An 11,318-nucleotide genomic window follows, 5' to 3' on the forward strand; every position below is an offset into this window, starting at 1 on the left:
GAAAGAACCATTAACAGCGCGCGACGGCGTCGGCGGCGCATAACACGAGGACCGTGACGGCCGCCGCGAGCAGGGCCGCCGCCGGTGCCGGTCCGGCGGCCGGGCGCGGGAGACCGAGCCGCGCCCGGAGTCCGCGCGGCCGGCCGGCCGGCGGATCCGCGGGCGAAGCGGGCCCGGCCTCCGGCGCCGGGCGGGTCGCGGGATTCACACCCCGTTCCGGTCCGCTCGGCGTCGGTGGCCGCCGCGCGGAATGCCACGAGAAACGTCGGCGTGCAGGGTCGTGCATTCCATTCTTCGCAGGCCCCCAGAGGAAGTGGGACGCATGGCGTCTCGTCCGGGGGTGTCACTCCCCGCGCATTGTCGATTCGCCGTCTTAGACGGGTCGGGATTCCGGATGGTTGTGTCGCGAACGAAAATCGGTGAGGGAATTTCCAATGCACAAGTGGACTTACGGAAAACCCGGTGAACTACAGGGAAACATGAATTGTCCCGCGCACGGTCGAAGAGTGAATGGGATCGGCGCGGGCGACTCGCTTGACCTGGAGTGCACTCCAGGTTCTACGGTCTTCCCATGACCAGCGGACAGCCCCTCCCGCGGGACCGGGACCCCTCCCTGACCATCGCCCAGGTCGCCGAGCGCACCGGCCTCTCGCACGACACCCTGCGCTACTACGAGAAGGCCGGCCTGATCGAGCGGGTCGGCCGGACCACCGGCAACCAGCGCCGGTACGAGGCGGGGGACCTGGCCTGGCTGGAGTTCCTGCTGCGGCTGCGCGAGACGGGCATGTCGATCGCCGACATGCAGCGCTTCGCGCGGCTGCGGGCCGCGGGGGACGCGACGGTCGCCGAGCGGCTGGCGATGCTCCGCGCGCACCGCGCCGAACTGGCGGACCGGATCAGGGCGTTGCGGCACAACGCGACCGCGCTGGACGACAAGATCGACCACTACGAACGGCTGCTGGCCGAAGAGCCGCAGCCGGGGACGGACGAGCCGACATGAGCGAGAACACCACCCGTGAAGAGCGCTTCGCCCACGGCCTGGAGGTTCTGAAGAAGGTCGACGGCGAGGCCGGCCGACGGGTCGTCGACTCGCTCGCCGACATCAGCCCCGAGCTCGGTCACCAGATCGTGGCCTGGGCGTTCGGCGACATCTACGACCGTCCCGGACTCGCCCCGCGCGACCGCCAACTGGTCACCCTGGGCATGCTGACCGCCCTGGGCGGCTGCGAGGCCCAGCTGGACGTGCACGTCAACGCGGCCCTGAACGTGGGCCTCACGCCCGAGCAGATCGTCGAGGCCCTTCTGCACTCCGCCGTCTACTGCGGCATACCCAAAGCCCTGAACGCCACGTTCGCCGCCAAGAAGGTCTTCGCCGAGCGCGGGCTGCTGCCGCTCGGACAGCGGCCCGCTTGAGAAGCGCGTGCGGGGTCGTAAGGTCGACGGCATGGACGCGATGCTGCCGTTCCCCGGCCCTGCTCCGTCTCCTGCGGCACGCCGCGCACCGGGAGATCCGGGCCCGGTCCGGGCGCGGGGCGCGGGCGGACTTCCCGGACGGCCCGCGCCGCCGGACGACGAGGAGGGGATGACGATGGGCGAGTTCCGGCCCGTGCCCGACGTGCTGGCCCATCTGGCCGGGCGCTGGCGCGTGGAGCGGACCGTGCGGGATCTGGCGAGCGGTGAGGAGGGGCGGTTCGAGGGCGTCACCGAGTTCGGCCCCCTGGCGGAGGGCGGGCTGCTGCACGAGGAGTCCGGCACGTTCACCTGGCAGGGGGTGGCCCGCCCGGCCGAGCGGACGCTCCGCGTCCTGCCGGGGGCCTCCCCGGGCACGGCGGACGTCCGTTTCGCGGACGGGCGGCCCTTCCACGACCTGGACCTGACCTCCGGGCGCCATGTCGCCGACCACCCGTGCTCCGCGGACCTCTACCGCGGCGAGTTCACCGTCCTGGACGAGGACCACTGGCGCACGGTGTGGCGGGTGGGCGGTCCCGCGAAGGACCTCGTACTGATCACCGACTACGCGCGCGTGTGCTGAGCCACCGCTCCGTCGAAGCGGAGGTTCCAGCGGCCCGCCCGGCCCATGACACTGGTCGCCGACAAGGGACGGACGTCGATGTTCCAGTACGTCGAGGGCGGCGCCTTCAGGACGTACACGAGGGCGGCGCGGATCACCGAGGGCTCGGCCACGGCGACGATACGGCCGCCGTCGTCGGCGGGTCGGGTGTCGAGCCAGCCGCCGACCCGGGTGATGAACGCCAGCAGGGACTCGCCCCCGTGCGGCGCGGAGCGCGAGTCGGCGAGCCAGGCGTCCACCGCCTCCGGCTCGCGGGCCATCGCCTCGCCGAGCGTGAACCCGCGCCAGCGGCCCATGTCGCAGTCCCGCAGGGCGGGCTGCACCAGCGGAGCGTAACCCAGGGCGTCGCCGGTGGCGCGGCTGCGCGGTGTCGGTGAACAGTAGCGAAGGTCGGATGCGGCCAGTGGCAGCAGCTCCCCCGCTGCTCGCTGCACCTCGTCCCAGCCCGCCTGGTCCAGCGGCCGGTCGTCCTGGAAGCGCTCCGCGAGCAGCGGGGAGCTGCGCGCGGCGGCGACGAACGTGACCCGAAGTTGCATGCGGAGATGGTCTGCCTCGCAAGTGCACAGGTCAAGGGTCGAAGCACGCTGGTTACCCGAGGTTTGCAAATCCTTACTGCAAGGTCAGGATCTGCCGGACAAGTAGCGCGAAATCAGGGTTCAGTCCGTGTCGGCGGAGGTCACGAAGTGGAGCGCCATCCACTGGTCCGGCCGCTCCAGCGGCGCGAAGCCGAGCTTCTCGTAGACCCCGTGCGCGTCGTGGGTCGCGAGCAGGACCCGGCGCACCCCGTACGGACGCAGGTGCTCGCGCACTCCCCCGACCAGTGCCGTGCCGACGCCCTTCCCGCGCACCGACGGGTCCACGTACACGTCCGCGAGCCAGGCGAACAGCGCCCGGTCGGTCACCACGCGCGCGTACGCCACCTGCGCACCGGAGGCCGTCTCGTACACCCCGAAGTTCAGCGAGGACGCCATCGCGTGCTCGTGCCTCTCCCGGGAGCGTCCGATCGCCCAGTACGCGTCGGTCGACAGCCAGCGGTGGACGCGGCCGACGTCGACGCGGTCGGTGTCGGCGGAGAACTCAAAGCCATCGGGCAGGACCGGTGCGTCGTTCATGCCGGAATACTTCCAGGGCGGCCCGTCGAGGTCGAACGGGTTCCCCGGCCCGGCACGGGCGTTGTCAGTGGCGGGTGCCATGCTGCGGCCATGACCGCCACCACGACCGCCACCGACTACGCCTGGCTCGACGAGCGGTATGCCGCGCTGATGGAGGCGTACTGCGTCACGCTCGTCGAGGGAATCGCGCCCGAGGAGCTGCTCCGGGAGCTTGGTGCCGAGCCGGACGAACGGATCTCCGGCGTCGAGGCGCTGGCCGAGCCGTCCTACGACGCCTGGGACGAGTACGACGACGACCTGCTGCTCGTCGCCGTGGCCGCCGTCGGCGACTGGACGCTCATGGTGGAGCACAACGGCTACGTCGGCATCACCGACCGGTTCGCCCTCCCGCTGTCCCGGGGCCGCACCGTCGTCTCGCACTTCCGGAACATCAACGCGGTCGACCACTTCTACTGGTTCGAGGACGGCGACATACGCCTGCACTTCGAGCCGCTCTTCCCCCACCGGCGCGACGGCAGCCGTCCGGACGAACTCCTCGCCGAGATGCGGGAGTCGGGCTTCGACCTGGGCAAGGAGGAGGACCAGGACGTCAGTCTGCACACCGAGGCCGCCTTCGCGCTCGCCCACCGGATCACGGGTGTGCGCCCGACGCCGGAGCTGTTCGAGTCGCTGGAGTTCGTCTGCGGGCTGGTCCCGATGCGCTGAGCGTCCCGTCCCGCCGGGCCGGCCTAGTGGAGCACCTCGTCACACGCCGTCCGCAGCCGTCGTACGCCTTCCGCGATCTCCCCGGTCCCGGCGACCGCCGCGAAGCTCAACCGGACGTGGGCGGCGGGCGGTTCGGCGCTGAAGTACGGTCGGCCGGGGGCGATCGCGACGCCCGCGCGCAGGGCGGCGCCGGTCAGGGCGGACTCGTCGGCTCCGTCGGGGAGGCGCAGCCAGAGGTGGTAGCCGCCGGACGGCACGTGGGGCAGGGCGAGTTCGGGGAGGTGGAGGCGGAGCGCGCTGGTCAGCGCGTCGCGGCGGGTCTTCAACTCGGCCGAGACGGCCCGCAGATGGCGCGGCCAGGCGGGAGAGCCGACGAGTTCGAGCGCGGCCTCCTGCATCGGCCGGGGGACGAAGAAGGAGTCGACGACCTGAATGGCTCGCAGGCGTTCCAGCACGGGACCCCGAGCGGCCAGGGCACTCACCCGGAAGCTGGGCGAGGTCGCCTTGGTCAGCGAGCCGACATGGACGACGACACCGTCACCGTCGTCGGCGGCCAGCGGACGCGGCAGCGGTCCGGAGTCCGCGTGCACCAGCCGGCGCACGAAGTCGTCCTCGACCACGAAGGCGCCCGCCTCGCGGGCGATGCGTACGACCTCGGCGCGCCGGTCCGGCGCGAGCACGGCGCCGGTCGGGTTCTGGAACAGGGGCTGGCAGACGAACACCCGGGCGCCGGTCGCCCGGAACGCGTCGGCGAGCAGTTCCGTCCGTACCCCGTCGGGGTCGACCGGCACGGGCACGGGGCGCAGTCCGGCCGCCCGGGCGATCGCCAGCATGCCCGGGTAGGTCGGTGACTCGACGAGCACGGGGGCGCCCGGCGGGGCGAGCGCGCGCAGGGTGGTGGCCAGCGCGGACTGGCCGCCCGCGGCGATCAGCACGTCGGCCGCGCCGACGGAGCCGCCGATGTGCCGCGCGAACCACTCCCGCAGCTCGGGCAGCCCCTCCATGGGCGGCCGTCCCCAGGCACCGGGTCGCCGCCCGGCGCGGGCCAGGGCGGCGGCCATCGCCCGCTCGGGCTGGAGAGAGGGGTGCAGATAGCCGCCGCTGAGCTCCAGTACGCCGGGCGGCGGGACGGCGAGCGAGACCGTCACCCCGGAGGCGTCCACGGTGCGGGGTACGAGTTCGGCGGCGGCGTCGGCGCTGAGCGCGACCTCCTGCCAGGAGGTGTCCCCGGCCGGGGCGGGCGTGGTGCGCGACCGGGCACGGAAGGCGCCGGCGCCGGGGCGGGTGACCACCAGTCCCTCGGCGGCCAGCTGCGCCAGGGCGCGCGAAACGGTCACCGGACTCACCCGGAACCGTTCGACGAGCGCGCGGCTCGACGGAAGCTTTCCGCCGGGTGAGTAGCGATCCAACTCCTGCCGCAGCCGGTTTGCCAGATCGGTAACACTGCTACTCTGTTGCATGAGAGTACAGAGTAGCGCTACTACAGCGACCCCGATAGCGGTCGCCACTCATCGGGAAGCCCCCGGCCTCGGTACCCTGCAGGCCACCCTGGGCGTCGTCGCCTTCTCCCTCACGTTCCCGGCCACGGCGTGGGGTCTGGAGGGCTTCGGTCCCTGGTCGCTGGTGGCCGTGCGCAGCGTCCTCGCTGCGATGATCGCGGGCAGCTGTCTGCTGGTGCTGCGGGTGCCGCTGCCCGACCGCCGGCACTGGGCTGGTCTGACCGTGGTCGCAGCCGGAGTGGTGCTCGGCTTCCCGCTGCTGACCACACTCGCTCTGCAGACCTCCACCACCTCGCACGCCGCCGTCGTCGTGGGTCTGCTGCCGCTGACCACAGCGCTCTGCTCCGCGCTGCGCATGGGCACCCGGCCCTCGCGCACCTTCTGGACGGCGGCACTGGCGGGCGCCGCCGCCGTGCTCGCCTTCACCGTGCAGCAGAGCGGTGGCGCGCTCACGGCCGCCGACGGATACCTGTTCGCGGCCCTGCTGGTGTGCGCGGCCGGCTACACCGAGGGCGGCCGGCTGGCCCGCGTCATGCCGGGCTGGCAGGTCATCGGCTGGGCGCTGGTGCTGTGTCTGCCGCTCAGCGTGCCGGCGGCCGCGCTGGCGCTGTCGTACGAACCCGTGCGGCTGACGGCGCACGGAGTGGCGGGTCTGATCTGGGTGGCGGCGGGCTCCCAATTCCTCGGTCTCGTCGTCTGGTACCGGGGCATGGCGGCCATCGGCATACCGAAGGCCAGCCAGTTGCAGTTGGCTCAGCCGCTGCTCACACTGGTGTGGTCGGTGCTGCTGCTGGGCGAGCACCTCACGGCGGCCGCTCCGCTGACCGCCGCCGCGGTGCTCGTGTGCATCGCCGTCACCCAGCGATCGCGATCGTGAGGAGGCCTACAGATGCGCGCAACCGTGGGCGACCAGCTTGTCCAGCACGGCAGGGTGGTCGGCCAGCACGACCAGGTCACCGAAGTCGTCGAAGTGATGGGCACGGAGGGCAACCCGCCCTACCGTGTCCGCTTCCCGGACGGGCGCGAGGCCGTCATGTCCCCCGGCCCCGACTGCGAGGTGCGCCACCCGGAAAAGGAGAGGTGATCAGCGCGGGGGACTCGCCGGCTGCAGGTAGTGGTCGGCGATCACCCGTGCCATCGCTCCCGCCGGGTCCGTCGCCACTTCCCGGGCGGAGAAGAAGACGTGCCCGCGCACCTCGGGGTACGCCGCGGCGAAGGTGAGGTGGCGGGACAGCTCGACCGGATCGCGCCAGGCGGAGGGCTGGCCGGCGGCACCGGCCTTGTACAGGGCCTCACCCACGTACAGCTTCGTCTTCGACCCCTTGGCCACCTCCGCCCACCAGGGCACCAGTTCCGCGTAGTCGGCGTCGGCGAAGCCGAGGTGCCAGTACACCTGGGGGGCGATGTAGTCGATCCAGTTCTCGCGCACCCACGTGCGGGTGTCCGCGTGCAGATCGTCGTACGTCTGCACGCCCGCCCGGGTGTCGGAACCCAGCGGGTCGTTCCTCGCGTTGCGCCACACCCCGAAGGGGCTGACGCCGAACTGCGTGCCGGGCCGGATCCGCTTGATCCGGGCCCCGATCTCCCGCATCAGCCTGTCGACGTTGTCGCGGCGCCAGGCGGCACGGTTCGCGAAGCCGCCGCCGTACCTGTCGAACGCGGCGTCGTCGTCGAAGGCCTGGCCGGCCACCGGATACGGGTAGAAGTAGTCGTCGAAGTGGACGGCGTCGACGGGGTACCTCGCCACGGCGTCGAGCATCGCGTCCTGCACAAAGGCGCGGACCTCGGGCAGGCCGGGGTTGTAGTAGAGCCGTCCGCCGTAGGGCACCGCCCAGTCGGGGTGTCTGCGGGCCGGGTGGGACGCGACGAGCTTCTCCGGTTCACCGTGGTCGGCGATCCGGTACGGGTTGAACCAGGCGTGCAGCTGCAGGCCACGGGCGTGGGCCTCCGTAACGGCGGTGCCCAGCGGGTCCCAGCCCGGGGACAGCCCCTGGGTGCCGGTGAGGTACTCGGACCAGGGCTCGTAGGGGGAGGGCCACAGCGCGTCCGCCGTGGGCCGCACCTGGAAGATCACCGTGTTCAGCCGGTCGCGGGCCGCCCGGTCGAGATGGGCCATGAGCTCCTTGCGCTGCTCGTCCGCGGACAGACCCGTGCGCGAGGGCCAGTCACGGTTCTTGACGGTCGCCACCCACACGCCCCGCATCTCGGTGACCGCGCGCGGGCCGCGCCCGGCCGCCGCCCGCGGACCCTGCGTCGCCGCCGCCCGCGGGCCGTGCGGTGCCGCCGCCGACCCCTTGACGACGGCCAGCCCGGACAGTGCCGCCAGCGCGAACGCCCGGCGTGACACTCGGCCCATCTGGAACCCCCATACGCTGCGCATCCGCTCCATCACCGATCGTTCCGGGCCCTAGGATGCCCCCACCCGGACGATCGATCATCGATACTTCGGAGTAACGTGCACGATCGGAGCAGGCGCCGAACCCGGAAGTCCTGCGGCAGGCGTAGATCAGCGAAGGGGACGATGTGACGGAGATCCCGGCGGGAGACATCGCGCGCGTCGGAGTGGTGGGCTGCGGCCAGATGGGAGCGGGCATCGCCGAGGTGTGCGCCCGCTCCGGACTGGACGTCAAGGTCGCCGAGACCACCGGCGAGGCCCTGGAGATCGGCCGTACCCGGCTGTTCAACTCCCTGGCCAAGGCCGCCGAGCGGGGCAAGATCAGCGAGGAGGAGCGGGACTCGACGCTGGCGCGGCTGAGCTTCACCACCGACCTCGGCGAGTTCGCGGACCGCGACCTGGTCATCGAGGCGGTCGTGGAGAACGAGCAGGTGAAGACGGAGATCTTCCAGGTGCTCGACCAGGTGGTGACCCGGCCGGACGCGATCCTGGCCTCCAACACCTCCTCCATCCCGCTGGTGAAGCTGGCGGTGGCCACCTCGCGCCCCGACCACGTCGTCGGCATCCACTTCTTCAACCCGGCCCCGGTGCAGCAGCTCGTCGAGCTGATCCCGGCGCTCACCACCTCCGAGGGCACGCTCGGCCGGGCCCAGCTGTTCGCCGAGAAGGTGCTCGGCAAGCACGCCATCCGCGCCCAGGACCGGTCCGGTTTCGTGGTCAACGCGCTGCTGGTGCCGTATCTGCTGTCCGCCATCCGCATGTTCGAGTCGGGCATCGCCAGCCGCGAGGACATCGACAACGGCATGGAGATGGGCTGCGCCCACCCGATGGGGCCGCTGAAGCTGTCCGACCTGATCGGCCTGGACACCGTCGTCTCGATCGCCAACTCGATGTACGAGGAGTACAAGGAGCCGCTGTACGCCGCTCCCCCGCTGCTCCAGCGGATGGTGGAGGCGGGCCGGCTCGGACGGAAGTCCGGCTCCGGCTTCTACACCTACAGCTGATTACGCAAGGTAAATCCTTGGCTCGGACGGGCCCGGCACCGGGGAACGGTGCCGGGCCCGAGCCATTCACACACCGTGTGCGCGCCTGGCACGCATATGCCCTTCGCACACGCTCCCCACGCGTCCACCAGGCGAGTTGACTCCTCATGCGCATGCAAGGGACGAGAGACAACTACGGAAAGGAGCGGACCCGTGACCGCCGATCCCGAGCATCCCGTGGTCCATGGAGAACTCGCAGAGTTACGCCGGCGCCTCGATGTGGCGTACGCCCGTGTCGAGGGAGGGCTGGCCCTGCTCACTCACCGCACGAAGGAGACAGCCAAGGAACTGGAGGAGCTGAACACCCGCATGGTCTCGCTGGAACACGCACGCTGGCCGTTGCCGTCGGTCGCCGCGCTCACGGCGCTGGGAGCGCTCGTCGTGACGGTCTGGCAGGCGCTGGCCCACTAAGCATCGGCGAGCCTGAGGTGATGCAGCAGGAGTAACGCGGCCGCCATGTTGGCGGCCGGGACCTCCCCGCGGGCGATCATGTCCGGGACGAGCTTGAGGGGGACCCACTCCCGGCGGTCCGACTCGAAGTCGTCCACGGGATGCCCGACGTACTCGCCCTCGTCGGCCCAGTAGATGTGGTGCCGCGCGTCCGTGAGGCCGTTGGACGGCTCCACGCTCATGAGATGGTGCAAAGGCCCCGGCCGCCAGCCGGTCTCCTCTTCGAGTTCCCTGGCGGCCGCGCGGGCGATGTCCTCTCCGTCCTCCACGACGCCCGCGGCCAGTTCCCACCCCCAGCTGTCCGTGATGAATCGGTGGCGCCACAGGAGGAGGACCTCGTTGGCCTCGTTCACCACCGTGGCCACGGCAACGGGCCGCAGCCGTATCAGGAAGTGGTCGAGATGCCGGCCGTCCGGCAGCTCGACATCTGCGAGATTGACGCTGAACCAGCGGTTTTCATACACAGTTTGTTCGTTCTGTTTCGTCCACTGCACGGTTCTGCCACCTTCCGCCGAGTAAGTGGCAATATCGCAGCAGCGACTCCTCAGGCCTACCGTGCGCCTACAGCGGTACGCGCAGTGCCCCGTCGATGAGTTCGGCGGCTTCAGCGGTTCCGGCACAGCCGCTGCGCACCAGGTGTTCGCGCACCGCGCGGAGTCTGTCACGCAGCCGCTGGGACTCCATTCCGCGGGCCTGTTCGGCCATCTGCACGGCCGTGGCCACCGCTTTGTCGGCATTGCCCTGGCGGAGTTCGATGGTGCTGAGCATGGCGAGCCGGTGCACCCGCCCCCGGTCGTGGGCCGGGTTGTCCACGGCGGCCGCGGCATGCTCCCGGGCGGCCGCGAGTTCGCCGAGGCTGAGCAGAGCCTCGGCCACCTGCACGTTGACGAGGCCCGGCTGGACATAGCCGGTCTCGTCGGGTTCGTATCCGCGCCGGATGCGTTCGGCGGCGGTCTCGGCACGCCGGATGCAGGACAGCGCGCTCGTGCCGTCGCCGAGGTGCGCGTACGCCTTGGCCTGCATCGCGTAGAGGTCCGAGGCGAGGGCCGGGGTGATGTGCTTGCCGGCGGCGCGCAGCGCGGCCTCCGCGAAGGCGACGGCCTGACGGTACTCCTTCATGAACAGCGCCTGGTTGACGAGCAGCGCGATGACGTACGCCCCGAGTCCCCGGTCACCGCTGGCCTTCGCCAGGCGCAGGGCCTGGTGGAAGTAGCGCTGGGCGAGGCCGTGCGCGTCTGAGTCGTAGGCGCAGATACCCGCGACAGCCACCAACCCGCCGGTGGCACGATGCAGTTGACGCCCAGTGGCGTCGGTGTAGCTGCCGCGCAGCAGCGGGGCCGCCTCGGCATTGAGGAAGCCGACGATACGGGTGCGCGTCGCTATGCCTCCCGCCTTGCGGTACATCTGCTCGTAATGGGCACGGGCCGCGCGCAGCATCGCGATGTCGACCGGGGTGACCCGGTGACGGCCGCCGCGGGAGACGTCCACGTCCTCGGGCGGGTTCTCCCACTCCCACACCGGCATCACGGCGGGGGTGCCGGTGACGGCGGGCGCGCCCAGTATGTGCGGGCGCTGCTGCTCGTCGGAGCGCCACAGGGCGGTGGCGCGCTCCACGAAGCCGGACAGCGAGGTGCCATGGGGGGTCGAGGGCTCCCCCGGGACGCCCAGGCCGATGTCGTCGAGCGTGACCGGCCGGTGCAGGCGGCCGGCCAGTACCTCGCAGATGAGGTCGGGCACCTGACCGCGCGGCCGCTGCCCCTTGAGCCACCGCGCCACGGCGGTGTGTTCGTACCGCAGCGCGAGGCCCCGGGCGCGGCCCGCCTGGTTGACATGGGCGGCGAGGCCGGCGTGCGAGATCCCCGCCTCGTCCAGGATCGCGTCGAGCAGAGTGTTGGGCTGCATGAATGCCCCCCGAATGGCCTGGTGCCGTCAGACTAGTGCGGGTCCGTTCACACGGGGTGTGAACGGAGTGCGCGAGACCCGGGGGGGGGCGCGCCGGGGGGGGGTGTTTACAGTCGCGGGTCGGTAAATGCTCCCCAGCTC

14 protein-coding genes are annotated in these 11,318 nt (G+C 71.4%); 8 read left to right on the forward strand and 6 right to left on the reverse strand.

What is annotated here, in order from left to right:
- The first annotated feature begins 571 nt into the window (after positions 1-571).
- The 3 genes from ACFW2E_RS29300 (at position 572) to ACFW2E_RS29310 (ending at position 2,032) form a co-directional block, all read left to right on the forward strand.
- Positions 572-1,000 carry a MerR family transcriptional regulator gene (locus ACFW2E_RS29300; protein WP_384470080.1) on the forward strand — a complete coding sequence of 143 codons (429 nt, stop codon included), beginning with the start codon at positions 572-574 and terminating at the stop codon, positions 998-1,000.
- Positions 997-1,413, forward strand: coding sequence for a carboxymuconolactone decarboxylase family protein (locus ACFW2E_RS29305; RefSeq protein ID WP_384470081.1), 417 nt, complete (start codon positions 997-999; stop codon positions 1,411-1,413). The genes ACFW2E_RS29300 and ACFW2E_RS29305 overlap by 4 nt, the downstream gene beginning before the upstream one ends.
- Positions 1,414-1,588: 175 nt before the next feature.
- Complete coding sequence (locus tag ACFW2E_RS29310) at positions 1,589-2,032, forward strand: DUF6314 family protein (RefSeq protein ID WP_384470092.1); 444 nt, start codon at positions 1,589-1,591, stop codon at positions 2,030-2,032.
- Here the strand turns inward: ACFW2E_RS29310 and ACFW2E_RS29315 are convergent.
- Entirely contained in the window at positions 2,014-2,607 is a 594-nt protein-coding gene (locus ACFW2E_RS29315; protein ID WP_384470082.1) for a histidine phosphatase family protein, read from the reverse strand. The two genes, ACFW2E_RS29310 and ACFW2E_RS29315, sit on opposite strands and share 19 nt — an antisense overlap.
- Positions 2,608-2,727: 120 nt before the next feature.
- On the reverse strand, positions 2,728-3,183 hold the full coding sequence (locus ACFW2E_RS29320) for a GNAT family N-acetyltransferase (protein ID WP_384470093.1): 456 nt from the start codon (positions 3,181-3,183) through the stop codon (positions 2,728-2,730).
- Positions 3,184-3,273: 90 nt separating this feature from the next.
- On the opposite strand from ACFW2E_RS29320, the gene ACFW2E_RS29325 reads away from it, so the two are divergent.
- Positions 3,274-3,888, forward strand: coding sequence for a DUF6461 domain-containing protein (locus tag ACFW2E_RS29325; protein WP_384470083.1), 615 nt, complete (start codon positions 3,274-3,276; stop codon positions 3,886-3,888).
- A 23-nt stretch (positions 3,889-3,911) separates the two neighbouring features.
- On the opposite strand, the gene ACFW2E_RS29330 is transcribed toward ACFW2E_RS29325, so the two are convergent.
- Positions 3,912-5,348, reverse strand: coding sequence for a PLP-dependent aminotransferase family protein (locus tag ACFW2E_RS29330; protein WP_384470084.1), 1,437 nt, complete (start codon positions 5,346-5,348; stop codon positions 3,912-3,914).
- Here ACFW2E_RS29330 and ACFW2E_RS29335 point away from each other — a divergent pair.
- Together ACFW2E_RS29335 and ACFW2E_RS29340 are read left to right on the forward strand one after the other, a co-directional pair.
- Positions 5,347-6,264, forward strand: coding sequence for a DMT family transporter (locus ACFW2E_RS29335; RefSeq protein ID WP_384470085.1), 918 nt, complete (start codon positions 5,347-5,349; stop codon positions 6,262-6,264). The genes ACFW2E_RS29330 and ACFW2E_RS29335 overlap by 2 nt on opposite strands.
- A gap of 12 nt (positions 6,265-6,276) precedes the next feature.
- The gene (locus ACFW2E_RS29340) at positions 6,277-6,471 is read left to right on the forward strand and encodes a DUF1918 domain-containing protein (protein WP_384470086.1); all 195 of its coding nucleotides are present in this window, start codon (positions 6,277-6,279) and stop codon (positions 6,469-6,471) included.
- Here ACFW2E_RS29340 and ACFW2E_RS29345 read toward each other — a convergent pair whose 3' ends face one another.
- Entirely contained in the window at positions 6,472-7,767 is a 1,296-nt protein-coding gene (locus ACFW2E_RS29345; RefSeq protein WP_384470087.1) for a glycoside hydrolase family 10 protein, read from the reverse strand.
- A 143-nt stretch (positions 7,768-7,910) separates the two neighbouring features.
- Here ACFW2E_RS29345 and ACFW2E_RS29350 point away from each other — a divergent pair, with 143 nt between their 5' ends.
- Both ACFW2E_RS29350 and ACFW2E_RS29355 read left to right on the forward strand, forming a co-directional pair.
- On the forward strand, positions 7,911-8,786 hold the full coding sequence (locus tag ACFW2E_RS29350; RefSeq protein WP_384470088.1) for a 3-hydroxybutyryl-CoA dehydrogenase: 876 nt from the start codon (positions 7,911-7,913) through the stop codon (positions 8,784-8,786).
- Positions 8,787-8,978: 192 nt separating this feature from the next.
- Entirely contained in the window at positions 8,979-9,236 is a 258-nt protein-coding gene (locus ACFW2E_RS29355) for a hypothetical protein (protein WP_384470089.1), read from the forward strand.
- Here ACFW2E_RS29355 and ACFW2E_RS29360 read toward each other — a convergent pair.
- Both ACFW2E_RS29360 and ACFW2E_RS29365 read right to left on the reverse strand, forming a co-directional pair.
- Positions 9,233-9,769 carry an NUDIX hydrolase gene (locus ACFW2E_RS29360; RefSeq protein WP_384470090.1) on the reverse strand — a complete coding sequence of 179 codons (537 nt, stop codon included), beginning with the start codon at positions 9,767-9,769 and terminating at the stop codon, positions 9,233-9,235. The two genes, ACFW2E_RS29355 and ACFW2E_RS29360, sit on opposite strands and share 4 nt — an antisense overlap.
- 67 nt (positions 9,770-9,836) lie before the next feature.
- The gene (locus ACFW2E_RS29365; RefSeq protein ID WP_384470091.1) at positions 9,837-11,177 is read right to left on the reverse strand and encodes a transcriptional regulator; all 1,341 of its coding nucleotides are present in this window, start codon (positions 11,175-11,177) and stop codon (positions 9,837-9,839) included.
- Between the last annotated feature and the right edge of the window lie 141 nt (positions 11,178-11,318).

Source organism: Streptomyces sp. NPDC058964 (assembly GCF_042741275.1).
In the GTDB taxonomy this organism is placed as follows: Bacteria; Actinomycetota; Actinomycetes; order Streptomycetales; family Streptomycetaceae; genus Streptomyces.